20 protein-coding genes are annotated in these 24,112 nt (G+C 72.5%); 10 read left to right on the forward strand and 10 right to left on the reverse strand.

The features are described 5' to 3' along the window. Positions 1-16: 16 nt before the first annotated feature. Both ABD993_RS08700 and ABD993_RS08705 read right to left on the reverse strand, forming a co-directional pair. Positions 17-406, reverse strand: coding sequence for a hypothetical protein (locus tag ABD993_RS08700; protein WP_345414530.1), 390 nt, complete (start codon positions 404-406; stop codon positions 17-19). Between the two features lie 119 nt (positions 407-525). After that, positions 526-1,425, reverse strand: coding sequence for a CPBP family intramembrane glutamic endopeptidase (locus tag ABD993_RS08705; protein WP_345414532.1), 900 nt, complete (start codon positions 1,423-1,425; stop codon positions 526-528). Positions 1,426-1,683: 258 nt separating this feature from the next. Between ABD993_RS08705 and ABD993_RS08710 the strand changes: the two genes are divergently transcribed. From ABD993_RS08710 to ABD993_RS08720, 3 genes are read left to right on the forward strand one after another with little or no spacing between them, the layout of a single operon-like run. Next, positions 1,684-2,424, forward strand: a complete 741-nt coding sequence (locus tag ABD993_RS08710) for a SpoIIAA family protein (RefSeq protein WP_345414533.1) — start codon at positions 1,684-1,686, stop codon at positions 2,422-2,424. A gap of 34 nt (positions 2,425-2,458) precedes the next feature. Continuing rightward, positions 2,459-4,792, forward strand: a complete 2,334-nt coding sequence (locus tag ABD993_RS08715) for a phosphoketolase family protein (RefSeq protein ID WP_345414535.1) — start codon at positions 2,459-2,461, stop codon at positions 4,790-4,792. 10 nt (positions 4,793-4,802) lie between these two features. Beyond that, the gene (locus ABD993_RS08720) at positions 4,803-5,849 is read left to right on the forward strand and encodes an acetate/propionate family kinase (protein WP_345414537.1); all 1,047 of its coding nucleotides are present in this window, start codon (positions 4,803-4,805) and stop codon (positions 5,847-5,849) included. Here ABD993_RS08720 and ABD993_RS08725 read toward each other — a convergent pair. From ABD993_RS08725 to ABD993_RS08755, 7 genes are all read right to left on the reverse strand, one after another. Next, positions 5,834-6,772 carry an NAD(P)H-dependent flavin oxidoreductase gene (locus ABD993_RS08725; RefSeq protein WP_345414538.1) on the reverse strand — a complete coding sequence of 313 codons (939 nt, stop codon included), beginning with the start codon at positions 6,770-6,772 and terminating at the stop codon, positions 5,834-5,836. The genes ABD993_RS08720 and ABD993_RS08725 overlap by 16 nt on opposite strands. A gap of 39 nt (positions 6,773-6,811) precedes the next feature. After that, a complete protein-coding gene (locus ABD993_RS08730) occupies positions 6,812-7,267 on the reverse strand; it encodes a MaoC family dehydratase (protein WP_345414540.1) in 456 nt (151 codons plus the stop codon). A 218-nt stretch (positions 7,268-7,485) separates the two neighbouring features. Then, positions 7,486-8,244, reverse strand: coding sequence for an ABC transporter ATP-binding protein (locus ABD993_RS08735; RefSeq protein WP_345414542.1), 759 nt, complete (start codon positions 8,242-8,244; stop codon positions 7,486-7,488). Next, the gene (locus tag ABD993_RS08740) at positions 8,237-9,010 is read right to left on the reverse strand and encodes an ABC transporter ATP-binding protein (RefSeq protein WP_345414544.1); all 774 of its coding nucleotides are present in this window, start codon (positions 9,008-9,010) and stop codon (positions 8,237-8,239) included. The genes ABD993_RS08735 and ABD993_RS08740 overlap by 8 nt, the downstream gene beginning before the upstream one ends. Then, positions 9,003-10,994 (reverse strand): ABC transporter permease, encoded by a 1,992-nt coding sequence (locus ABD993_RS08745; RefSeq protein ID WP_345414545.1) that lies wholly within the window; start codon positions 10,992-10,994, stop codon positions 9,003-9,005. Before ABD993_RS08745 ends, ABD993_RS08740 begins: the two co-directional genes overlap by 8 nt. A gap of 71 nt (positions 10,995-11,065) precedes the next feature. Next, complete coding sequence (locus ABD993_RS08750) at positions 11,066-12,298, reverse strand: ABC transporter substrate-binding protein (protein WP_345414547.1); 1,233 nt, start codon at positions 12,296-12,298, stop codon at positions 11,066-11,068. Positions 12,299-12,361: 63 nt separating this feature from the next. After that, on the reverse strand, positions 12,362-13,738 hold the full coding sequence (locus ABD993_RS08755) for a 4-hydroxyphenylacetate 3-hydroxylase N-terminal domain-containing protein (RefSeq protein WP_345414549.1): 1,377 nt from the start codon (positions 13,736-13,738) through the stop codon (positions 12,362-12,364). Positions 13,739-13,924: 186 nt separating this feature from the next. Between ABD993_RS08755 and ABD993_RS08760 the strand changes: the two genes are divergently transcribed. From ABD993_RS08760 to ABD993_RS08790, 7 genes are all read left to right on the forward strand, one after another. Then, positions 13,925-15,052 carry an acyl-CoA dehydrogenase family protein gene (locus ABD993_RS08760; protein ID WP_345414551.1) on the forward strand — a complete coding sequence of 376 codons (1,128 nt, stop codon included), beginning with the start codon at positions 13,925-13,927 and terminating at the stop codon, positions 15,050-15,052. Then, positions 15,049-16,302, forward strand: coding sequence for an acyl-CoA dehydrogenase family protein (locus ABD993_RS08765; RefSeq protein WP_345414552.1), 1,254 nt, complete (start codon positions 15,049-15,051; stop codon positions 16,300-16,302). Before ABD993_RS08760 ends, ABD993_RS08765 begins: the two co-directional genes overlap by 4 nt. Further along, positions 16,299-17,096: a crotonase/enoyl-CoA hydratase family protein gene (locus tag ABD993_RS08770; RefSeq protein WP_345414554.1), complete on the forward strand. Its 798-nt coding sequence runs from the start codon at positions 16,299-16,301 to the stop codon at positions 17,094-17,096. The genes ABD993_RS08765 and ABD993_RS08770 overlap by 4 nt, the downstream gene beginning before the upstream one ends. Before the next feature lie 27 nt (positions 17,097-17,123). Continuing rightward, positions 17,124-18,665 carry a class I adenylate-forming enzyme family protein gene (locus tag ABD993_RS08775; RefSeq protein ID WP_345414556.1) on the forward strand — a complete coding sequence of 514 codons (1,542 nt, stop codon included), beginning with the start codon at positions 17,124-17,126 and terminating at the stop codon, positions 18,663-18,665. 99 nt (positions 18,666-18,764) lie between these two features. After that, positions 18,765-19,469 carry a TetR/AcrR family transcriptional regulator gene (locus ABD993_RS08780; RefSeq protein ID WP_345414557.1) on the forward strand — a complete coding sequence of 235 codons (705 nt, stop codon included), beginning with the start codon at positions 18,765-18,767 and terminating at the stop codon, positions 19,467-19,469. 114 nt (positions 19,470-19,583) lie between these two features. Further along, positions 19,584-20,258: a TetR/AcrR family transcriptional regulator gene (locus ABD993_RS08785; RefSeq protein ID WP_345414559.1), complete on the forward strand. Its 675-nt coding sequence runs from the start codon at positions 19,584-19,586 to the stop codon at positions 20,256-20,258. Then, positions 20,245-21,618 (forward strand): 4-hydroxyphenylacetate 3-hydroxylase N-terminal domain-containing protein, encoded by a 1,374-nt coding sequence (locus ABD993_RS08790; protein WP_345414560.1) that lies wholly within the window; start codon positions 20,245-20,247, stop codon positions 21,616-21,618. Before ABD993_RS08785 ends, ABD993_RS08790 begins: the two co-directional genes overlap by 14 nt. Positions 21,619-21,680: 62 nt before the next feature. Here ABD993_RS08790 and ABD993_RS08795 read toward each other — a convergent pair whose 3' ends face one another. Continuing rightward, complete coding sequence (locus tag ABD993_RS08795) at positions 21,681-24,074, reverse strand: CaiB/BaiF CoA-transferase family protein (protein WP_345414562.1); 2,394 nt, start codon at positions 24,072-24,074, stop codon at positions 21,681-21,683. Between the last annotated feature and the right edge of the window lie 38 nt (positions 24,075-24,112).

Genomic DNA, 24,112 nt, shown 5'->3' on the forward strand with positions numbered 1-24,112 from the left:
GTGGCCCCGCCGGGTGTCAGGCGTGTCCGGCCGCCGTGGGCCCCGTCGGCGTGGGATGCGCCTTCGGGTGCGCCCGGACGTGGATGAGCTCACCGAGAGCCCACGTCACCACGATTCCGCCGAGGAACGTGGCCAGCAGGATCTCGTTCTCCGTCCACAGCGCCGCGACACCGAGCCCCAGCGTGGCCGCGCCCGCCAGCAGCGCCGTGCGCTGCATCGGACCGGGCGCGAACCACTGCCGGAACGCGAGCGCCGCCGCGGCGAACCCGAGCACCAGCCCGGTCGCCGCCATGCCGCGCGGGTCCTGGATGAAGGGCATCTCCCCCCGCACCAGGTAGCCGACGTACGGCACGACGACCGCCGCGACGAGCATCGTCGCCGCTGCGTCCTTCCAGTCGAGCCTCATGATCTCCACCTCCTCTCCTGACGGGGCCGAGCCTGCTCCGCCGCGGGCGCCGCCCGTAGGGCGGAAGGGCCGCACCCCGGCCGCCGCAGGACCCGAACCACGGGGGGAGGACGACCCTGTCACCGCGCGTGCCGGACGACCGCGGTCACACCCAGGAACGCCGCGGCCAGGACCAGCCAGCCCGTCCAGCCGAGCAGCCCCGTCGTGGCGTTGTCGACGGGCTGCCCGGCGGTCGAGAACAGCAGTGCCGACCCGGCCGCGGCGTTGAGGAACCCGTGCGCGATCGCGGCGGGCCACACGCTCTCCGACCGCAGCCGCAACCACCCGAACAGCACCGACAGGACGACGCAGAAGGCGACCATCAGCAGCAGCCGCACCGCCGGGCCCTCCAGCGGGTAGTTGTACCCGAGCAGCAGGACCGGGGCGTGCCACAGACCCCAGACGACCCCGATCACGACCATCGCGGGCCACTCACCCCAGGGCAGCAGCTCGGGCAGCAGCCAGCCCCGCCACCCCCATTCCTCGCCCAGGGCGGGGATCACGTCGACCCAGCCGACGACCAGGACCTGCGCGAGCTGGGCGGCCACGAGCACCCACGGGGAGACCGGGAGCGGGCCGAGGGCCGCCGTCAGGCCGGACAGGTGTGCGAGGTCCGGGTGGTAGACGCCGACGGCGGTGGCGAGCCCGAGCGCGAGCAGCGCGAGCGGAAGGGGCGCGAGCCAGCCGAGCAGCCCCCATCGCCACCACCGGCGGAACCCGGTGCCGCCCAGCCCGGTCCCTTCGGTGAGCCTGCGCCCGCGCTGCACGGTCAGCCGGACCGCGAGCACCCCGAGACTCGGGCTGACCATCATCGCGCCGAGCAGCAGCGTCGCGCCGGGGGTGGCGAGGCCGCGGCCGCTGAACCACAGCGGGCTCGCGATCAGCCACGACGCACCGAACGTCACGGTGAGGAAGACCGCGACGGCCCGCAGGTCCACCCGGCCCGCGGCCACGGTCCGGGTCTCCGCCGACGCCGTCATCGCGGGCCCCGTCCGGAGCGACGCACCGTGGGGGTGCGGGGAACGCTGAGCATGGCGGCTCCTTCCGACGTGTCCGGCGCTCGCAGGCTCGCCCCCCGCGCGACCCGCGGGCAGGGGCGACGGGCCGGACCCCACCGGCCGTTCGGCCCGGGCGCGGTCGGGGGGACTTCGGCGCGACGACGGGGCCTTCCGACCCCTGGGACGGTCCCGGCCGCGCGCCGGACGATGGTCCCGACCACGAGTCGACGAGGAGGACGCATGATCGAGGAACTGGTCGGACTGCCGCACGGGGTCTTCGGGCTGCGGGTCGGGGGCAGGCTGACGGTCGAGGACTACGAGAAGGTCATCGGGCCGATGGTCCAGCGGGCCCGCGAGGCGGACGGGCGGCTGCGCTGCCTGATCGAGATCCAGGCCGACTTCGAGGGGCTCACCCCGGCCGCGGTCCTGGACGACATCGGCCTGGGGCTCGGCACGGTCGGCGCCTACGACGGGGTCGCGGTCGTCACGGACAGGACCGCCCTCCGCACGGCGACCGAGTGGGCCGCCTTCGTGGTGCCGTTCCCCATGAAGGTGTTCCCGGCGGGTGGGCGGGAGGAGGCGGCGCAGTGGCTCGCGGCGCTGCCCGCCGAGGCCCGGGTGGAGGTCGCGCTGGACGCCGAGACCGGCGTCGTGACCGCCGAGGTGGACCAGGCGCTGCGCATCGAGGACTTCGAGCGGCTGGCGGCCACGGTCGACCCGTGGACGCGCGAGCACGGCGAGCTGCGCGGCCTGGTGCTGCACATCCGCCGGATCCCCGGCTGGACGAGCCTGGGCAGCGTGATCCGGCACGTGCAGTTCGTCGTCGGGCACCACGCCAAGATCCGCAGGATCGCGCTGGTCAGCGACACCCCGGTGGCGTCGACGGTCGCCGCGGCGGCCGACCGCCTGGTGCACCCCCGGGTCCGGCCGTTCGCGGGGACGGATCTGGCCGCTGCGCAGGCGTGGGCGGCGGGGGACTGAGTACGGTCGGACACGGTGACACCGAGGGGGCTCCGTGAGCGACGATCTCGACCTGCTCGACGCCTACTGGCGGGCTGCGAACTACCTGTCCGTGGGCCAGATCTACCTACTGGACAACCCGCTGCTGCGAGAGCCGCTGCGGGCGGAGCACGTCAAGCCGCGGCTGCTGGGGCACTGGGGGACCACCCCCGGGCTGAACCTGCTCTACGCCCACCTCAACCGCGCGATCCGGATGCGGGACCTGAACGCGCTGTTCGTGACCGGCCCCGGGCACGGGGGGCCCGGGCTGGTCGCGAACGCCTACCTCGAGGGCACGTACTCCGAGATCTACTCGTCGGTCACCGACGACGTCGACGGGATGCGGGCGCTGTTCCGACAGTTCTCGTTCCCCGGCGGGATCCCCAGCCACGTCGCGCCGGAGACCCCGGGCTCGATCCACGAGGGCGGCGAGCTCGGCTACGCGCTGCTGCACGCCTACGGCGCCGTGTTCGACCACCCGGACCTGCTCGCGCTCTGCGTGGTCGGGGACGGCGAGGCCGAGACGGGACCGCTCGCCGCGAGCTGGCACTCGAACAAGTGGCTGGACCCGCGCCGAGACGGCGTGGTGCTCCCGGTCCTGCACCTCAACGGCTACAAGATCGCCAACCCGACGGTCCTCGCCCGGATCCCGACCGACGAGCTGGCCGCCCTGATGCGCGGCTACGGATTCGCGCCCCGGTTCGTCGGCGGTGACGAGCCGCGGGCGGTGCACGCCGAGCTGGCCTCCACCCTGGACGAGGTGCTGGACGAGATCGCCGCGATCAAGGCGGACCCGCCCGCCGGGCGCCCCGCCTGGCCGATGATCGTCCTGCGCACCCCGAAGGGCTGGACCGGCCCGAAGGAGGTGGACGGCAGGCAGGTGGAGGGCACCTTCCGCGCCCACCAGGTCCCGCTGGCGAACACCCGGACGGATGCCGGGCACCGCGCGAAGCTCGAGGAGTGGATGCGCGGCTACCGCCCGGAGGAGCTGTTCGACGACGCGGGCGGGCTGGTCCCGGAGCTGCGCGCGCTCGCCCCCGAGGGGGCGCGGCGGATGAGCGCCAACCCGCACACCAACGGCGGGCTCGTGCTGCGCGACCTCGCGATGCCGGACTTCCGCGGCCACGCCGTGACCGTGGACCGCCCCGGGGTGGAGAGCAGCGCCGCCACGACCGTGCTCGGCGGGTTCCTGCGGGACGTCATGGCACGCAACACCGACCGGTTCCGGCTGTTCGGGCCGGACGAGGTCGCGTCGAACCGGCTGCAGGCGGTGTTCGACGTGACCGACCGGGCCTGGAACGCCGAGGTGGTCGAGGGGGACGAGCACCTGGCCCCCGGCGGCCGGGTGATGGAGGTGCTGTCCGAGCACCTGTGCCAGGGCTGGCTGGAGGGCTACCTGCTCACCGGCCGCCACGGGCTGTTCACCAGCTACGAGGCGTTCATCCACATCGTCGACTCGATGCTCAACCAGCACGCCAAGTGGCTCAAGACCACCCGGTCCATCCCGTGGCGGGCGCCGATCGCGTCGCTGAACTACCTGCTGTCGAGCCACGTGTGGCGCCAGGACCACAACGGCTTCTCCCACCAGGACCCCGGCTTCCTCGACCACGTGATCAACAAGAAGGCCGAGGTCACCCGCGTCTACCTGCCGCCGGACACCAACACGCTGCTGTCCACGATGGACCACTGCCTGCGGTCGCGGCACTACGTCAACGTCGTCGTCGCGGGCAAGCAGCCGCAGCTGACCTATCTCACGATGGACGAGGCGATCGCGCACTGCACCCGCGGCCTGGGGATCTGGGACTGGGCGTCGAGCCCCTCCGACGACGTGGCGGGCGAGCCGGACGTCGTGCTCGCCTGCTGCGGGGACGTCCCCACGCTCGAGACGCTGGCCGCGGCGAAGCTCCTGCGCGAGCACTGTCCGGACCTCGCGGTCCGAGTGATCAACGTGGTCGACCTGATGCGGCTGCAGCCGCGGACCGAGCACCCGCACGGGTTGTCGGACAAGGAGTTCGACGCGCTGTTCACCGTGGACAAGCCGATCGTCTTCGCCTTCCACGGGTACCCCTGGCTGATCCACCGGCTGACGTACGCCCGCCGCGGCCACGGCAACCTGCACGTGCGCGGCTACAAGGAGGAGGGCACCACCACGACCCCCTTCGACATGGTCATGCTCAACGACCTGGACCGCTTCCACCTGGTCATGGACGTCATCGACCGGGTCCCGAGCCTCGGGTCGCGGGCGGCGTCGCTGCGCCAGCGGATGGCGGACGCCCGGCTCGCCGCCCGCCGCTACACCCGCGAGCACGGCGAGGACGACCCGGCGATCGCGAACTGGACGTGGCAGTGAGGACCGGCGCGTGAGGGTGCTCGTGGTCAACGCGGGCTCGTCGAGCCTGAAGCTGCGCCTGCTCGGCCCGGAGGACGAGGTCGAGCGCACGACGGACGCCGAGCCCGGCGCGGACCTGGAGTCGGCGCTGAGCCGGTGGCCGGAACCGGACGCCGTCGGGCATCGGATCGTGCACGGCGGCACCCGGTTCACCGACCCGGTGCGGATCGACCGGGAGGTCCGGCGGGCGCTGGAGGACCTGACGGCGCTCGCCCCGCTGCACCAGCCCAAGTCGCTGCGGGGGGTGGACGCGGTGACCGCGCTGCTGCCCGCGGTCCCGGCGGTGGCCTGCTTCGACACCGCGTTCCACACCACGATCCCGGAGTCCGCGGCGACGTACGCGGTGCCGCGGGAGTGGCGCGAGCGCTACGCGATCCGCCGCTACGGCTTCCACGGCCTGTCCCACGCCCGGTGCTCCGCGCGGACCGCGGAGCTGACCGGGGCGCGGCGGATCGTGACCGCCCACCTCGGCGCGGGCGCCTCGCTCGCGGCCGTGGTGGACGGCCGCAGCGTGGACACCACCATGGGGTTCACCCCGCTGGAGGGCCTGGTCATGGCCACCCGTTCGGGCTCGGTCGATCCGGGGCTCGTGCTGTGGCTGACCGAGCACGAGGGGCTGAGCCCGCACGAGGTCGCCGAGACCCTGGAGAAGCGCTCCGGGCTGCTGGCCCTCGCGGGCACCGCGGACATGCGGGAGGTCCCCGCGGACTCGCTCGCCATGGAGGTCTACGTGCACCGCCTGGCGGGCGGGATCGCCGCGATGGCCGCCGCCGCGGGCGGGCTCGAGGCGTTGGCGTTCACCGGCGGGGTCGGTGAGCACTCGGCGGTGGTCCGGGCGCGGACCGCGGAGCGCCTGGCCTTCCTGGGGGTGGCCGTCGACCCTGCCCGCAACGAGACGGTCGACGGCGAGATCACCGGGGAGGGGGCGCGGGTCCGGACCCTCGTCGTCCCGGCCCGGGAGGACCTGGAGATCGCCCGGGGCACCCGCGCCGCCCTCGTCGGTCAGCCCTCCAGGTAGCGCTTGGCCAGCCCGGCGAGCGCCTCGGTGAACTCGTCGACCGTGCGGCGGATGACGTCCGCGACCGGTTCGATCCCCTCGATCCGGCCCGCCACCTGGCCGAGCTGGGCGAGGCTCGCGTCGATGTCGCCGTCCCGGTAGAGCCGCTGGATGTCACCGAGCAGGGCCATCGGGTCGCCCTCGGTGGCCAGCTCGAAGGGCGCGGTCGCGGTGGTGCGCAGCACCCGGACCTGCTTGCCGTTGTGCTTGTTGATCAGCATCGTGTCGGTCTCGGCGGCCGCGACCACGGCCTTCTTCATGTTGTCGTGCACGCCGGACTCGGCGGTCGCGAGCATCCGGGTGCCCATCTGCACGCCCTCGGCGCCGAGGGCGAACGCGGCGGCCATCGACCGGCCGTCCGCGATCCCGCCCGCGGCCACGATCGGCACCGCGACCTGCGAGGCGACCAGCGGCAGCAGCACCATCGAGGACACCTCGCGCGGCGCCTTGAAGCCCGCGCCCTCGCTGCCCTCGACGACCAGTCCGTCCACCCCCGCGTCGATCGCCTTCTGCGCCCCGCGCAGCGAGGGGACCACGTGGAAGACGGTCAGCCCCGCCTCCTTCAGCCGCGGGGTGTGGGCGGTGGGGGACCCCGCCGATGTCGTGACGAACCGGATGCCCTCCTCCACGATCATGTCCACGATCGCGACGTCCTTCACGAACGCCAGGGGCAGGTTCAGCCCGAAGGGCTTGTCGGTGAGGTCGCGGGCCCGGCGGATGTCCTCCCGGACCTCGTCGATCCCGAGGGAGCCGGGCACCAGTCCCATGGCCCCGGCCTCCGACACCGCCGCCACCAGGGGTGGTGTGGCGACGAAGCCCATGGGGGCCTGCAGGATCGGGATCTCGACGCCGAGCATCTTCGTCACGCGGTTCGCGAAGGCCATGACCATAAGCTAAACGAACGTTCGCTCAGTTGTCGAGGGTCAGTCCATCCAGACGATCATCTGCTCGGCCACGCAGGCGGGCTTCGCCGCGCCCTCGATCTCCACGACGGCGCGGAACCGGGCCCTGGCCCCGCCCTCCACCGGCGTGACCTCGAGAACGGTCACCTCGGCCCGCACCCGGCTGCCGACCGGGACCGGGTTGGTGAACCGGACCCTGTCGAAGCCGTAGTTCACCCCGAGGGTCGCGCCGGGGACGGACGCGAGCTCGCCGATCATGATCGGGACGAGCGACAGGGTGAGCATGCCGTGGGCGATGGTGGCGCCGTAGGGCCCCGCGGCCGCGCGCTCGCGGTCGACGTGGATCCACTGGTGGTCGTCCGTGGCGTCGGCGAAGGTGTCGATCCGCGGCTGCTCGATCGTGCGCCAGGAGCTGTGCCCGAGCACGGTGTCGGGCGGGCAGGCGAGCAGGTCGGTCACGGTGCCGAAGGTGGTCACGGGGGTCCTTCCGGGAGACGACGGCGAGCGCCGCGCGCAGGTGCGCGGCGCTCGACCGGGAGGTCGATCATGGGGTGGCGGTGGGCGTCCGGGACGTCGAACTGCGGGACCGGCCTGTCCACGAGGCGCGCGGTCTCCACGCCGTCGGTCCACGTGACAGTCGACCCGCCGAGCCCCGCCGCCGTCCCCGCCGTCGACCCGTGCCGTGGTCCGAGCCGTCATCCGAGGGCGGGCACGCGGTCCGGGTCGGACTCGTCGTGCCCGAACTCCTCCGCGCCGAAGTACGCCGCCTCGACCAGGTGCCGGTCGCGGAGCAGGTCCGACGCCGCACCGGTGAGCACGACCCGGCCGTGGTTGAGGATCACCCCGCGGTCGGCGATCGACAGCGCGAGCTCGATGTGCTGCTCGACCAGGATGAGCCCGATGCCGTCCGCCTTGGCGAGGTCCCGGATGGCGGGCAGCATCTCCTGCACGATCTTCGGCGCCAGCCCGAGGCTCATCTCGTCGATGATCAGCACCTTGGGCCTGGCCAGCAGCGCCTTGGCGATGGCCAGCATCTGCTGCTCGCCGCCGGACATCAGGCCCGCCCTGCGGCCGTCGAGCGTGCGCAGGACCGGGAACCGCTCGAGGACCTGGGCCTCCCGCTCCGGGTCGGCCTTGCGCGCTGCGAGCCGCAGGTGCTCGCGGACCGAGAGGCCGTAGAAGATCCCGCGGTCGTCCGGGACGAGCAGGACCCCGGACCGGGCGATCCGGTGCGGCTTGCGGCGGCCCAGCGGCGCGCCGAGCACGTGCACCTCACCGGCCAGCGGCGACACGAGCCCGACCATCGCGAGCAGCGACGTGGTCTTGCCCGCGCCGTTCGGTCCGAGCAGGGCGATGACCTCGCCCGGCCCGACCGACAGGGTCAGCCCACGGATCGCGGGCACGCCGTTGTAGCCGGCGGCGAGGTCTCGCGTCTCCAGCAGTGCGTCAGGCATGGGTGGCCCCTGCGTTCTCCACGGGCGCGCCCAGATAGGCGGCGACGACGGTCGGGTCGGTCCGGGCCTCGGCGGGTGTCCCGGTGAAGATCTGCTTGCCGAACTCCAGCACCGTGACGGTGTCGCAGACGCCCAGGACGAGGGACATGTCGTGGTCGATCAGCAGCACCCCGGGCCCGGAGTCGGCGATGGACCGGATGCGGCCCGCGAAGGACTGGCTCTCCATCGAGTCCAGGCCTGCGGCGGGCTCGTCGAGCAGGAGCACCTCGGCGCCGCCCGCCAGCGCGCGGGCCACGCCGACCAGCTTCTGCTGGCCGAGTGACAGGTCGCGGGCGAGGGTGTCCGCCACGTCTCCGAGCCCGACGACCTCCAGGGCGCGGGTGACGAGGTCGTCGCTCTCCTTGCGGCGGGGGACGAAGACGTCCCGCACGAGCGTGCGCCAGCCGCCCTTGCGCGCCGCGACGAGCAGGTTCTCGGCGACCGAGAGGTTGCCGAACAGCTCGCCGGACTGCCAGGTGCGCGACAGCCCCGCCGTGCGCCGCTCGTGCGGCGCCATGGCGTCGATCCGGGTGCCGTCCAACGAGATCTCGCCCTCGCAGGCGGTGAACCCCGTGACGGCGTCGACGAAGGTCGTCTTCCCCGCGCCGTTGGGCCCGATCAGCCCGACGACCTCGCCCGGGTCCACGTCGATGGTCACCGAGTCGTTGGCGACCAGCCCGCCGTAGCGGACGGTCAGGTCCCTGGTGTGCAGCCCTGCGTCAGACACGCTGCGGCTCCTTCGGGGCCGGAGTCGCGGGCACCGACGACGATGGCGGTGTCCGCGACAGCTTCCGTCTCACCCAGTCGACCTGCTCGCGGGTGGCGCCCGCGATGCCGACCGGGTTGAGGATGGCGGTGATGATCAGGCCGAGGCCGGAGATCAGGGCGTAGTACTCGCCGAGGTCGAACACGCCGCGCAGCAGGGTGTAGACGATGCCGAGCGGGCCGAGGATCCCGGCCACGATCGCGCCGCCGACGCTGGTGATGCCGCCCAGGTAGGCCACGGCCAGCACCTGCAGCCCCGCGAACACGCTGAAGGACTCCGCCGACAGCTGCCCGCGGCTGAACCCGATCAGGCAGCCCGCGATGCCGGCGATGAACGCCGAGATCGCGAAGCCGATCAGCTTCGTCTTGCGCACGTCGATGCCGGACGACGCCGCCGCGCGCTCGTTGGCGCGGACCGCCAGGAACGCCCGTCCGGTGTCCCCGGAGGCCACCCGGATGAACATCCACACCAGGATCGCGGCCACGATCAGCACGGTGAGGGAGAAGGCGATCCGGGAGAGGTCACGCCCCTCGCGCACGCCCAGGTTGAGCCCGAACAGCGTGGCGTCCGCGATCGGGTTCCCCTCGGGCGGGCTCAGTGTGTAGTTGTTGAACACGAACCGCTCGATGGCCAGCGCCGCCGCGATCGTGACGATCGCCAGCTGGGCGCCACGGATCCGGAAGGCGGGCAGGGCCACGAGCATGCCCAGGCCCGTCGCGACGAGCGCGCAGAGGATCAGCGAGAGCGGGAACGGGATGCCCCAGTTCGTGGTGGCCTTGGACAGGCAGAACCCGGCCGCGCCCGCGAAGGCGCCCTGGGCCAGCGAGATCTGCCCGAGGTAGCCGGTGAGCACCACGTAGGACAGCGCCAGCAGCATCACGATGATCGAGGTGGTGATGCCGAAGCGCCAGGTGCCCTGGGTGAACGACAGTGCCGCCACACCGACGACCAGCATGATCACCGCGGGGACCGGCTTGAACCGGGGGACGGCGACGTCGGGCAGCCGGATGGTCTGCAGCGACCCGCGCGACGGAAGCCGCTTGCCCTGCACGAACAGGATCACCATGACGACCGCGAACGGCACGACCTGGTCCAGGCCGGACTGCGCCCACTGCGGCCAGAACGGCTTGGTGATCAGCAGGTTGATCAGGGACTGGAAGGCGCCGAGCAGCAGCGCGGAGACCACCACGATCGCGATGGACTCCATGCGCGCCACCAGCAGCACCGCCAGCGCGGGCACCACGAGCAGCGTGTAGTTGTCCGGGTTCAGGCCGGTCAGCGAGCTGCCCAGGATGACGGCCACGGTGCCGAGCATGATCGCGACGACCTGCGCGACGGCGGCCAGCCGGTCGGGGGAGAAGCCCATCAGGACCGCGGCGCGCTCGTTCTCCGAGGCGGCCCGGGTGGCCACGCCCGCCCGGGTGAAGCGCAGGTAGGCCCAGACCGCGGCGGCGAGCAGCACCATGATCGCGGCCATGATGAGCTCGCGGGTCGGGATCTCGGCGCCGAAGACGGCGATCGAGCCCTCGGGGATCAGGGACGCCACGGCGATGTTGTTGGGCCCGAAGCGGAGCACCACCAGGGCCTGCAGCGTGATCATGACGGCGACCGACACGACCACCTGGGCGAGGACCGGCGCGTGCCGCACCGGGCGGAACACGACGTAGTGCACGAGCAGGCCCAGCAGGAACGCCATGACGAGCCCGATCAGGGCCGCGACGGCGACCGGGGGGCGGCGGGCGAGCTCGATGGAGCCGATCGGGAGGACCAACGTGCCGTCCAGCCGGAGCTGGGCGAAGACGTAGGCGCCCCACATGGCCATGGCGCCCTGGGCGAAGTTGATGATGCCGGTGGCGCGGTGGACCAGGAGCAGGCCCGTGCCGAGGCCGATGTAGATCGCACCGAGCCCCAGGCCGAGAACCACGAACTGGAGGAACGTCCCCACGGGAGAATCCTTCCTTCGACGTGCGGCGACGGGCGGGTCCCCCGCGGCGCAGGGGGACCCGCCCGGGGCTGCTAGGCGGCGCTCATCTTCGACGGGTCGAGGTCGATGAAGCCGTTCGGGTCGACCGGCTTCATCGAGCCGTCGGACTGGACCTCGAAGAAGATGGCCTGGTTGCTGCAGGAGGCGGGCCGGTTGGCCCACTGCTGCCCGTCACACGTCACCTTCGGGCCCGCGAACGTGGGCATGTCCTTGACGGCCTTCATCGCCGCCGTGACGGTGTCCGGGTTGATCTCGCCCTGGATGCCCTTCATGACGTTCGCCAGGTTGACCATGCCGGCGAAGGAGTAGAGCGAGCGGGCCGACTGCTGGTCCGCGCGGTCGATCTCCTCCATCGAGGAGGCGAAGTCGTCCAGCTGCTGCTTGACCTCGGCCGGGGCGTTCTCCTTGGCCGCGGGCACCCACACGCGCGGCTGGATGATCGCGCCCGCCGCGTCCGGGCCCATCGCGGCGATGAACTGCGAGCAGGACCCCGCGAAGATGGTGTCCTTGTAACCCTGCGCCCGCAGCGCCTTGAACAGGCCGGTGCAGGAGTCCTCGGGCAGGGCGATGCTGCCCGCGACGTCCGGGCCGGTGGACAGCTCGGTGGCCGCCAGCACGTTGAAGTTCGAGTTGGCCCCCGGCGCGTAGAGCGGGGTCACGTTGATGCCGAGGTTCTTCGCGGCGGGCATGACCAGCTTGTCCACGTAGCCGTGGCTGGGCGGCCCGTCGGTCACGGCCAGCGAGGCGTTCTTCTTGCCGATCTGGTTGAGGATCGTGACCATGCCGAGCGCGCTGGTCTCCAGCGGGCCGGAGAAGTAGAACGACTGGCCCCACGGCAGCGCGTCGACCACCGCGGTGGCGCCGAGCTCGCCGACGATCGGGATCTTGGCCGCGGTGAGCACCGGGACCGCGCCGCCGACCGAGCCGTCGTAGGCGTCGAAGACCGCGACGACGTCCTCGGTGACGAACTGGTTGGCGCAGTTGACCGCCGTCTCCGGGCTGCCGTCGCCCGCGCAGAGGTCGATCTTGACCGGACGGCCGTTGATGCCGCCCAGCTTCTCGTTGATGTACCGCTCGGCGGCCTGGGCGCCGTAGCCGGTCTGGGGGTAGGCCGTGGCGCCGTCCATCGGGGCGAGGACGCCGACGAGGACGGGCTCCCCGCTGAGGCCGCCCGCGGCGTCGGAGGAGCCTTCGCCGGAGCTGCAGCCTGCGAGGGCGAGGGCGACGGCCGCGCACGAGGCGACGGCGGCCAGTGTTCTCTTCATCGAGATCTGATTCCCTTCGGCGGAGCACGCCGTTGTGAGAGCGTCGGGGGCGGGGGAGCAGGGTCAGCTGGCGAGGCCCGCGGCCTTGAGGCCGAGGGCGCGGGCGCGGTCGAGGTCGTAGTTCCTGCGGGTGACCAGGCGCTGGGCGTAGAGCCCGCCGCCGGACTGGATGTTGGTGACCAGGTGCCACCCGCCGTAGGCGTCCGCCGTGGTGTCGCGGATCGCGTGGAACAGCTTCGAGCGGTACTCACCCGAGACGCCGCCGCCGGTGCTCATGTACTTCTCGAGGTACGGCTTGAGCGTCGGGTTGTCGAAGTCCGCCATCGACGGCGCGGTGACCACGGCGCCGCCCGCGATGTCGTGCAGGTGGCGCACCATGACGCCGAACTGCGCGGCGCCCTGGTACTTCGTGACGTTGGTGAACATGTCGTCGGGGAAGTAGTAGCCCTCGGGCGTGCTGTGCGCGTTCGCGATCGCCGCCTCCAGCCCCGCGCGCAGCAGCGTCGCGTGGATCATCATCTCGTCGATCTTCTCCCTTACGTGGGAGACCTTGGCCGTGCCGTTGGCCTCGGCGACCAGGTGGGCGAGGCCGACCAGCTCGTCGGCCTGCTGGACCATGAACGAGACGCCGCCGAGGCGCTCCCACAGGCCCAGGGAGTGGGCGAACACCGCGGCGTGCTCGGTCTCGCCGTCGAGGAAGACGCGGTCGTTCGGGACGAACACGTCGTCGAAGATGCACATCGAGTCGGGGATCGAGTGGTGGCTCGAGACCGGGTAGTCCCGCGGGTCGCCGTGCAGGGGGTGGTAGGTCGTGTTGGTGATGTGCACACCGGGGGCGTTGACCGGGACCGCGCAGGCGATCGCGTAGTCCTCCTCGCCGGGCCGCATCGTCTTGGTGGGCATGACCATGAGGTCGTGGCCCAGCGCCGCGCCGCTGATGTGCAGCTTCGCCCCGCGGATGACCACGCCGTCCTGGCTGCGCGAGACGACCCGCACGTAGGAGTCGGGGTCCTCCTGCTTGCCGGGGTGCAGGCTCCGGTTGCCCTTGGCGTCGGTGATGCACTCGGTGATCCGGATGTCGTCCCGCCGCGCCTTCTCGACGTAGGCCTCGATGCGCGGGATGTACTGCGGGGCGGCGTTCTCCATCCGGCCCGCGGCGACCAGCACGGTCATCAGCGACTGGTAGGTGGTGTTGAGGACCAGGTCGAGCTCCATGAGCTCGGGGATCCGGTCGCGCAGCTCCTGCGGGCTGCGCGGTGCGGTGATCACGGGGTTCACCGCGTCCGGGGCCGAGGAGTAGTACTTGTCGTAGCCGTCGGCGACGGCGGCGAGCGGGACGGAGAGGCCGGGCTCGGCCTCCATGTCCTCGACGAGCCTGCCCTGGAAGTAGACCTTCCGGCCGTCCCGAAGGGACGTCTTGTACTCCTGGCCGGTCAGCATGCGATGGAGCTCCTGATCGTCGACGGGGGACGACGGTCGGTAGTGAGTGTGACGTCGTCGTCAGGTTGCAGGATTGACCGTGATCCGCGTCATGTCAACACCAAGATTCGTCTCGTTTCCCAGCTCAGGGGTGCCACTGAAAAGTGAGATTGACACCGGCGTCACATCGAATGCATGGTTCACGGCGTGGACGCAGAGCAGCGTGGACCCGAGTTCGGCTGGACCGACGAGCACCGTGCCCTGCGCGCGACGGTCCGCGGGATACTGGCCGAGAGAGCCCCCGTCGCGCGGGCCCGAGAGCTCGCCGAGGCGGGCGAACGGCACGACCCCGCGCTGTGGTCGAGCCTCGCCCGAGACGTCGGTCTGCAGGGCCTGGCTCTCCCCGAGCGCCACGGCGGGTCCGGCGGCACCCTGCTCGATCTCGCGATCGCGGTCGAGGAGATGGGCCGGGTGCTCTACGGCGGCCCGTTCCTGTCGACGGTCGGGCTCGCCGCGCCGGTCCTGCTGCTCGGCGACGACGAGCGCGCCGCCGCGACGTACCTCCCGGAGATCGCCGACGGGGTGCTGACCGCGGCGCTCGCGGTGGACACCTGGGTCGAGGACCGGGTCGCCGTGACCGCGGACGGCGCGGGCGCGCTGACCGGCACGGTCCCGGTGGTCCTCGACGGCGCGGACGCGGACCTGCTGGTCGTGGCCGCCTGCGGTCCGGACGGCGTGGCCCCCTACCTGGTGGAACCCGGCGCCGCGGGCGTCGAGCGGACCCCGCTGGAGACGCTGGACCTCACCCGCAGGGCGGCTCGCATCCAGCTCGCGGTCACGCCCGCGAGCCCGCTGGGTGCCCCGGGGCGCGGCTGGGAGGTGCTCGCCGCGGCCCGCGCGGCGGCGTCCGTGCTGCTCGCGGCCGAGCAGGTCGGGGGGATGACCGCGGCCACCGAGCTGACCGCGGAGTACGCCCGGACCCGGCGCCAGTTCGGCAGGTCGATCGGCTCCTTCCAGGGGGTCAAGCACCGGCTCGCGGACATGTCCGTGCGCGTCGAGCTCGCCCATTCGGCCGCCTACTGGGCCGCGTGGCAGCCGCTCGGCTCGCCCGCGCAGGCCTACGGGGCCGCGATCGCCCGCTCGTACTGCGGGGACGCGTTCCTGCAGACCGGCCTGGACACCATCCAGCTACACGGTGGCATCGGCTTCACCTGGGAGCACGACGCCCACCTCTACCTACGCCGGGCCCGCGCGGACCGCACCCTGCTGGGCACGCCCGTGCAGGCCAGGGCCGAGCTCGTGCCCGCCGCGACGACCGAGGGGATCCCCGCATGACCGTCACCGAGCCCGGCACCGACCGGGTCGCCCTCGCCGCCGACGCGGCGGACGCCGAGATCGTCGCGGCCGTCGAGGGCTGGCTGCAGGCGCACCTGCCCGAGGACTGGCAGGACGCCGTCGCGCGCGGCGACCTCGCCGCCGTCGAGGCGATCCGCGAGGACCCCGAGCGCGGGCCCGCGTGGTTCGACCTGCTCGGGGACTCCGGGCTCGCCACGCCGACCTGGCCGGTGGAGCACGGCGGGCTGGGGATGCCCGCGGACCGCGGCGCCGTCGTCACCGAGACGCTGGCCCGCTACCGCGCCGAACGGCACCAGCGGGACTTCGTGGGGCTGGTCCTGGCGGGCCACACGATCCTGGAGTGGGGCACGCCGGAGCAGAAGGCGGAGCGGCTGCCCGCGCTGCGCCGCGGCCGCGAGTTCTGGTGCCAGCTGTTCAGCGAGCCCGGGGCGGGCTCGGACCTGGCGGGACTCTCCACCCGGGCGGTCCGCCAGGACGACGGGACCTGGCGGATCGACGGCCAGAAGGTGTGGAACTCCTACGCCCACCTCGCCGGCTACGGGCTGCTGATGGCCCGCACCGACCCGGCGGCGCCCAAGCACCGCGGGATCACCTACTTCCTGCTGGACATGCGCACCCCCGGCGTCGAGCCGCGGCCGCTGAGGCAGATGACCGGCGACGCCGAGTTCAACGAGACGTTCCTGACCGACGTCGTGATCCCCGACTCGGCCCGGATCGGGCCGGTCAACCAGGGCTGGTCGGTCGCGATCACCACGCTGATGCAGGAGCGCAACGGGCTCTCCGGCCGCCCCGCCGTCGGGCCGGGGGAGGCGGACCGGCTGGTCGGTCGGGCCGTCGAGACCGGTGCGTGGGAGGACCCGGTGCTGCGGGACCGGTTGCTCGAGGCCTACGTGGAGGAGAAGGTCCTGCAGATGACGACCGTCCGGAGCTTCGTCGCCTCCGGTGACGCGGCGCCGACGGCGGAGGGCTCGATCCGCAAGCTCGCGCACTCCGTGCTGGCCGAGCGGCTGGGGGTGCTCGGCCTGGACCTCGAACCCGACGGCGGAACGGCCTGGGACCCCGAGGCGGGCAGCGAGGCCGCGGACCGATTCCTCGCCATGAAGACGTACTCGATCGCCGGCGGGACCTCGGAGATCCAGCGCAACATCATCGCGGAGCGCGTGCTGGGGCTGCCCAAGGACCCCGATCCCGAGCGCCACCTGCCCTTCAACGAACGAGGACGGTCATGAGCGAGCCCACGAGCGACTCCTCGGCACGGCGCGAGCCGGTCCACGTCACGGTCCCGGCCGAGGGGGTCCTGCTGGTCACCCTCGATCGTCCCGAGGCGCGCAACGCCGTCAACGCCCGGCTCTCCGAGCTCGTCGCCGAGGCGATGGACCGCCTCGACTCCGATCCGGACCTGCGGGTCGGCATCCTGACCGGCGCGGGCGGCACGTTCTGCTCGGGCATGGACCTCAAGGCGTTCGTGCGCGGCGAGCGGCCCTACGGCGGGGACCGCGGCTTCGCGGGCGTGACGGTGCGCGGCCCCGAGAAGCCGCTGATCGCCGCGGTCGAGGGCTATGCGCTCGCGGGCGGCTGCGAGATCGTGCTGGCCTGCGACCTGGTCGTGGCGGCGGAGGGGGCCACCTTCGGCATCCCCGAGACGAAGCGCGGCCTGGTCGCCGCGGGCGGTGGGCTGCTGCGGCTGCCCGAGCGCATCCCGTACCACGTCGCGATGGAGCTGGCGCTGACCGGCACGCACGTCTCGGCGGCGCGGATGGCCGAGCTCGGGCTGGTCAACCGACTGGCCCCCACGGGCGGGGCGCTCGACGCCGCGCTCGAGCTGGCCGCCGAGATCACCGCCAACGGCCCGCTGGCCGTCCGGGTCAGCAAGCAGATCGTCGCCGAGTCGCTCGGCTGGTCCGCGGAGGAGAAGTGGGCCCGGCAGAGCGAGCTCGCCGCCCCCATCTCGACCTCGGCGGACGCGCGCGAGGGTGCGACCGCCTTCGCGGAGAAGCGCGCCCCGATCTGGTCCGGCAAGTAAGCCTTCGGTTCTCGACGAGGAGACCCCATGACGGCCCCGCTCGCGTTCTCCCTGGGTGAGGCGCTCCCGCTGTCGGCGGCGCGCCACCCGGACAAGGCCTGCTTCCTGTTCCCGGACGGGACGGAGCAGTCGTTCGCCACCACCAACTCCCGGGTGAACCGGCTGGTCGCCGCGCTGGAGGCGCAGGGGATCGGGCGCGGTGACCGGGTGGCGGTGCTGGCGCTCGACTCGCACCGCTACGTCGAGATCGTGCTGGCCTGCCTCAAGACCGGCGTGGTCTACATGCCGCTGAACTACCGGCTCGTGCGACCCGAGGTGGACGTCTTCCTCGACCGCGGGCAGGCCGTGGCGCTGTTCCACGACGCGCGGTACGCCGACCTGCTCGCGGGCGTGGCCGAGCAGCACCCGTCGCTGCGGCTGGTGATCGAGATGGAGACCGCGTTCGACGGGTTCCTCGAGACCGCTCCGGACCGCGAGCCGCCGGTCGTCTGCCGGGACTCCGACCTGCTCGGGCTGGCGTTCACCTCGGGGACCACGGGAACGCCGAAGGGCGTCCTGCAGTCCCAGGGGATGATGAAGGCGATCATCGAGCACGGGATGATCACCAACCAGCCGCGTCCGGACGACATCCGGTACGTGGCCGCGCCCGCCTTCCACGTCACCGGGATCGCCGGCCTGCTGGGCGGGGTCGCCACCGGCTTCACCTCGCTGCTGCTGCCGCAGTTCGACGCGGGCACGGTGCTCGGCTTCCTGGCCGAGGACCGGATCACCGGGGCCTTCATGGTCCCGACGATGATCAGCACCCTGCTGCAGCAGCCGGGGGTGGCCGACCACGCCTACGACCGGCTGCGGCTCATCTACTACGGCGCCGCGCCGATGTCGCCGACGCTGCTGCGCCGCGCGATGGACGTCTTCGACTGCGACTTCCTGCAGCTGTTCGGGGCGGGCACCGAGGCGGGCCTGCAGGCCTTCCTCACCCCCGAGGAGCACCGGCTCGCCCTCGCCGGGCGGCCCGAGCTGCTCGGGTCGATCGGGCGACCCGGCTACGGCATCGCGCTGCGGCTGGTCGACGACGACATGCAGGACGTCGCGGACGGCGAGGTGGGCGAGATCGCCACCCGCAGCGACATGGTGATGGACGGCTACCTGGACATGCCCGAGGAGACCGAGCGGGCCTTCGCCGGGGGCTGGTTCCGGGCGGGGGACATGGCCTACCGCGACAAGGACGGCTACCTCTACCTGCACGGACGCAAGAAGGACATGATCATCCGGGGTGGCGAGAACATCTACCCCGTGGAGATCGAGACGGTTCTGGCCGAGCACCCGGCGGTCGTGCAGTGCGCGGTCGTCGGGGTGCCGCACGAGCACTGGGGCGAGATCGTCCGCGCGTTCGTCAGCGCTCCCGGCTGGACGGGCACGGACGCGGAGCTCGCGGCGGAGCTCGTGGCGCTCTGCCGGGACCGGCTGGCGCGCTACAAGGTGCCCGCCGAGGTCGTCCGGCGGGACGACCTGCCGATGAACGCCAGCGGGAAGATCCTCAAGCGCGAGCTCAGACGGGTCGACACATGACGCCCCGACGGCCCGGACCGCAGGTCAGGGCCGTAGACTGCATCACTCGGCCCACTCGGTTCGGGACCAGGGGTGGGCAGTGGTGGGGAGGGGTGGACGATGGCTTCGCGCGGCGGCAGCTCCCGCGGTAGACGGGTCACGCCCGCGAGCGACCCCCAACAGCAGCGCCGCGACAGCGGCCCGCAGACCGACAAGGGTCAGCAGCGGCGGGACCAGCTGATCGAGGCTGCGCACACCGTGTTCGTGCGCAAGGGCTTCGTGGACGCGCGGGTGGCGGACATCGTCGCCGAGGCGGCCGTCGCCCAGGGCACGTTCTACAGCTACTTCGACTCCAAGGACACGATCTTCCGCGAGGTCTGCCGGATCAACACCGACCGGATGATGGAGGACGTCGAGGCGGCCACCGTCACCTCGCCGGACGCCCCGATGATCGAGCGCATCCGGGCGGGTCTGAAGGGCTACATCGAGGTCTACCGGGAGAACGCCCGGATGATCGCGCTGACCGAGCAGGTCGGCACGTTCACCCCGGAGATGCGGGAGATGCGGCTGCAGATCCGGGAGGGTTGGCTGGCCCGGCTCGAGCGCGTGCTGAAGCGTCAGCAGGCCGAGGGCATCGCGGACCCCACCCTGGACCCGTACATGACCATCCAGGTGCTCGGCGCCATGGCGGACCACGCCTGCTACGTGTGGCTCTCGCTCGGCAAGCCCTACGACGCGGACGAGGTGCTGGACTCCCTGACCACGGTCTGGGCCCGCACCATCGGCGTCGAGGACTCGCAGGCCTGGCGCGCCCCGAAGGCCTGAACCACCACCCCCGCCCGCCCCGGGACCACGCACGCCCCGCCTCGATCAAACGAACGGTCGGGTTGTCCCTACCGAACGGTTGACCAGGGGCCTGCGGGGGAGTCCAATGGAGAGGTGGCGGAGACCGGATCACAAGCGGGGCAGCAGGATCGCCCCCGGCCGCCGAAGGCGGCGCAGCCGCTGGAGCCCAGCCGCTGGGAGCGGATCCTGGAGGCGGCGGCCGAGCTGTTCCGCACCCGGGGGTACGCGGCGACGAGCGTCGCCGAGGTCGCGGAGGCGGCGGGTCTGCTCAAGGGCAGCGTCTACCACTACATCCGGACCAAGGAGGACCTCCTCGCGGCGATCGTCGAGGAGGCCCACCGCGGCACCGCGCTGCTGGGCGAGGAGATCACGGCCTCGCAGGCCCCCGCGGTGGACAAGCTGCGCACGGTCGTCGAGCGGCACCTGCGCGGCACCGAGAAGAACCTGACCCAGGTGCAGGTGCTGTTCCGGGAGTTCTCCACGCTGCCCGCGGATCGGTTCGCCGCGGTCGTCGACAGTCGGGACACCTACGAGCACGCCGTCCGCGAGCTGGTCCGCCAGGGCCAGGCCGAGGGCACCTTCGCGGCCCACCTGGACCCGCGACTGACCGCCGCCGCCGTGCTGGCCACGCTGAACTCCGTGCAGGCGTGGTTCCGACCGGACGGCCCGATGAGCATGACCGAGATCATCGACGGGTTCACCGACCTCCTGCTGCGCAGCGTCGGCGTCGAGACGCACCCCACGAGGAGACCTGATGAAGACCGGTAGCGAGTACCTGGCGTCGATCGACGACGGGCGCAAGGTGTGGTTCGAGGGCCAGCTCGTCGAGCGGATCGAGGACCACCCGATCCTGGGCCTGAGCGCGAAGCTGATCGCCGAGGGCTACGACAAGGTCTACGACCCGACCGGTGACCACAGCCCGTTCTCGGACGTGCCGGGAGATGCCGCGGGCCTGCGCGAGCACATCGACTTCGTGCACGACATGGGCATGCTGGCCCACGTCACCTACACCTCGATCATGACGCTGCTGACCGCCGCGGGCCGGATCATGGACTCCTGCCCGGAGGAGGTCGAGCGGATCAACGCCTTCGTCGCGCGGGCTCGGGACGAGGACCTGCGGATCACGCAGTGCATCACGGACGCGAAGGGCCACCGCAAGGTGCGCCCGGGCGCCCAGGAGGACCCGGACCAGTACGTGCACGTGGTCGAGCGGCGAGACGACGGCGTCGTCGTGCGCGGCGCCAAGCTGCACATCACCGCGGCGTCGCTGGGCCACGAGCTGATGGTCATCCCGACCAAGGGCATGAAGCCGGGCGAGGAGGACTACGCGATCGCGTGCATGATCCCGGTCAACGCGCCCGGCGTGAAGATCGTGGACGTCAGCTACGCCCCGCGGGCCACCGAGCTCGAGGACTACCCGGTCTCCGGCCCGGTGGCCTACCCCGAGTCCTTCGTGATCCTCGACGACGTGTTCGTCCCGACCGAGCGGGTCTTCCTCGACGGGCAGACCACGCTGGCCACCGTCTTCGCCCACTCGCTGGGCCTCTGGGAGCGTCTGGGCGGGCTCTCGTCGATGGCGGACGGCGCGGACCTGCTGGTCGGGCTCGCCCAGCTGATCGCGCAGGCCAACGGCACCGAGTCGGTGGCGCACGTACGGGACAAGATCGACGACATGCTCATCCAGGCCACGCTGATCCGCGCGGCGCTGGAGGCGGCGATCACGCACTGCCACGTCGGGGACAACGGTGCGGCGTTCCCGGACGAGCTGTACACCAACGCGGGCAAGTACTACGCGGCCTCGAAGTACGACCGGCTGGTGCAGAGCCTGCACGACATCGCGGGCGGCTCGATCGTCACCGCCCCGTCGCTCGCGGACCTGCGCAACCCCGAGATCGGCCCGGCGGTGCGCAAGTACATGCAGGCCAACCCGGAGATCGACGGCGAGGTCAGGCTGCGGCTGTTCCACCTGATCCGGGACATCTCCGCGGACACCTACGGCGGCTGGAAGCTGGTCACCAACATCCAGGCAGGCGGCGGGCTCTACGCGCAGAAGATCGTCACGCGCAAGTGGTACCCGATGGACAAGGCCGTCGCGAAGGCCAGGGAACTGGTCGGCGTCCCGTTCTAGACACCCGCGTCAGGGCCTGGTGATCCCCACGCGGGGCGATCACCAGGCCCTGACGCATGTCCTCACACCGTGACGCCTGCGCGCTCCAGCTCGTCCAGCTGCTCCTCGGACAGGCCGAGGACCTCGGCCAGCACCTCGCGGGTGTGCTCGCCGAGGGCGGGGGCGGCCGACCGCGGGGCCATGGGGGAGCGGTCGGTGACCCAGGGGACCGAGGGGAGCCTGCGGGGGCCGATCACCGAGTGCGTCAGCTCCGGGAGGAAGCCCCGCGCGGCGAGCACCGGATGGGCGTGCACCTCGCCGACCGTCAGTACCGCCTCGGCGCCGATGCCCTTGGCCTGCAAGGCCTCCGCCGCCTCGGTCGGGGTCCGGCCCGCGGTCCAGGCGCTCACGATCCCCTCCAGTGCGTCCTCGTGCAGCCTGCGGGCGGCGAGCGTGGCGAAGCGGGGGTCGTCGGCGAGACCCGGTTCGCCGATCACGTCGCTCAGGGCGGCGAACGCGGCGTCGTCCGCCACGCTGAGCGCCACCCAGGCGTCCTCGCCGCGGCAGCGGAAGGTGCCGTGCGGGCTGCGGGCCTCGTCCCGGTTGCCGATCACCGGCACCTCGCCGCCCGTCGCCCCGGCGAAGAGCACCGGCCACGGGAAGGCGGCCAGGCACGCCTCGAACATCGCCGTCTCGACGCGCACCGGCTCGCCCGTCGCCCGGGCCCGGTAGAGCGCGCCGAGGGTGGCGATCGCGGTCGTGATGCCCGCCATCGGGTCCGGCAGGGACATGACCAGGTCCGTCGGCCCGCCGCGGACCGAGCCGTTCGACGTCGCCGTCCCGACCAGCGCGTCGATCAGCGAGCCGTACGCCGTGTGGTCGGAGTAGGGGCCGGACTCGCCGAACCCGGTCATCGACACCGCGACGATCCGGGGGTTGATCTCGACCAGCCGCTCGAAGGGGAAGCCCATGCGCCCCAACGCCCCGGAGCTCATGTTGTCGATCACCACGTCCGCCGTGGCGATCAGGTCGTGCAGCAGCTCGCGGCCGCGCTCGGTCTTGAGGTTCAGCGCGACCGAGCGCTTGCCCTGGTTGTTCTGGTTGAAGTAGCCGGAGCGGTCGCGCCCCACGATCTCATCGGCGTACGGGCCGAGTCCGCGCGTCGTCTCCAGGCGCGTGGACGTCTCCACCTTGAGCACGTCCGCGCCCAGGTGGGCGAGCTGCATCGCCGAGAACGGCCCCGCCCAGACGACCGTCAGGTCCACCACCCGCACGCCCGCCAGGGGCGCGGGGACGGGCCCGTCGTCCGCGGTCGGCTCCGGCCGGTCCGCCGGAGTGCTCCACAGGGCATTGGCCTCGGACGATCCCAGCGCGGGTGCGGGCCCGCGCGCGGGCGGCACCGCGCCGCCGAAGCGCCACGGCCTGCCCGGGACCGGCACGGTCTCCCCCGGTGCGGCGCCGAACTCGACCGGGGGCAGCGAGGAGCGGGCCGCGAGGTGGTCCCACTCCAGGATGTCCCGGGCGCCGTGGATCGGGCAGGCCGGGATGCGGTGGGTGTGGGCGAGGTCGAGGAACTCCGTCAAGGTGAACTCCGCCAAGGCCTCCCGGACGAAGACGTCCAGCACGTCGGCGTTCTCGTCCCGGCCCGCGGTGGTGTGGAAGAGCTCGATCTCGCCCCAGTCCGGGTCGCCGAGCAGGTGCAGGAAGCGCCGGAACTCCTCATCCCGGGTGATCTGCATGAGCATCCGGCCGTCGCGCAGCTCGTAGAAGCCCCACGGGCCGACGCTGCGGTTGCCCTGCCGCACGGGCAGCTGCCCGGTGTAGGCGTACCGGGACACCGCCGTGGCCAGCACGGAGGCCACCGCCGCCTGCTGGGAGACGTCGATCCGCTGGCCCCGGCCGCTGCGCCTGCGCTCGAACAGCGCACCCAGCACGGCGATCACCGCACCGCAGGCGGCGTGCACGGCGGAGAGCTCGCCGCGGTACCGCAGCGGATCGGGGTCCGGCTCGGTCAGGCTCGTCGAGTTGACCGACAGCAGCCCGGCCGCGGCGAGCGCGAGCAGGTCGTCCGACCCGTGCGGACCCGACCCGGTGCCGATCCGGCCGAAGCTCGACACGTCCACCACGACCAGCCCGGGGTCCTCCGCCCGCAGCCGCGCGACGTCCGCGTCGGCGATCGACTCGTGGCCGTCCCGTGTCGACCGCAGCAGCACGTCGGACCGCGCTGCGAGCGCGAGCGTGTCCGCGGTGGTGTGTCGCACGGAGTGCTTCCCGGCGTGGAAGTACGCGAACGACGCACTGCGCTCGGTGTCCGGGACACCCCCGGCGAACGGGCCGAGCGCGCGCAGCGGGCTGCCCGTGCCCTCCTCGACCGTGACGACCTCCGCGCCGAGGTCGGCGAGGAGTCGACCGGCGTACGCGAGGGCGATCGTGTCACCCGTCTCCAGCACCCGAACCCCCGCCAGGGGGGTCTCCACATCAGGCGAACATGACGTCATCGTCACACCCTTCGTCG

Origin of the sequence: Pseudonocardia xishanensis (assembly GCF_039541715.1) — a bacterium.
In the GTDB taxonomy this organism is placed as follows: Bacteria; Actinomycetota; Actinomycetes; order Mycobacteriales; family Pseudonocardiaceae; genus Pseudonocardia; species Pseudonocardia xishanensis.

Coding starts and splice junctions, on each gene's coding strand:
- ABD993_RS08700 (WP_345414530.1), bottom strand. CDS start 406: ATGAGGCTCGACTGGAAGGACGCAGCGGCGACGATGCTCGTCGCGGCG.
- ABD993_RS08705 (WP_345414532.1), bottom strand. CDS start 1,425: ATGACGGCGTCGGCGGAGACCCGGACCGTGGCCGCGGGCCGGGTGGAC.
- ABD993_RS08710 (WP_345414533.1), top strand. CDS start 1,684: ATGATCGAGGAACTGGTCGGACTGCCGCACGGGGTCTTCGGGCTGCGG.
- ABD993_RS08725 (WP_345414538.1), bottom strand. CDS start 6,772: ATGGCCTTCGCGAACCGCGTGACGAAGATGCTCGGCGTCGAGATCCCG.
- ABD993_RS08735 (WP_345414542.1), bottom strand. CDS start 8,244: ATGCCTGACGCACTGCTGGAGACGCGAGACCTCGCCGCCGGCTACAAC.
- ABD993_RS08750 (WP_345414547.1), bottom strand. CDS start 12,298: ATGAAGAGAACACTGGCCGCCGTCGCCTCGTGCGCGGCCGTCGCCCTC.
- ABD993_RS08755 (WP_345414549.1), bottom strand. CDS start 13,738: ATGCTGACCGGCCAGGAGTACAAGACGTCCCTTCGGGACGGCCGGAAG.
- ABD993_RS08765 (WP_345414552.1), top strand. CDS start 15,049: ATGACCGTCACCGAGCCCGGCACCGACCGGGTCGCCCTCGCCGCCGAC.
- ABD993_RS08770 (WP_345414554.1), top strand. CDS start 16,299: ATGAGCGAGCCCACGAGCGACTCCTCGGCACGGCGCGAGCCGGTCCAC.
- ABD993_RS08775 (WP_345414556.1), top strand. CDS start 17,124: ATGACGGCCCCGCTCGCGTTCTCCCTGGGTGAGGCGCTCCCGCTGTCG.
- ABD993_RS08780 (WP_345414557.1), top strand. CDS start 18,765: ATGGCTTCGCGCGGCGGCAGCTCCCGCGGTAGACGGGTCACGCCCGCG.
- ABD993_RS08790 (WP_345414560.1), top strand. CDS start 20,245: ATGAAGACCGGTAGCGAGTACCTGGCGTCGATCGACGACGGGCGCAAG.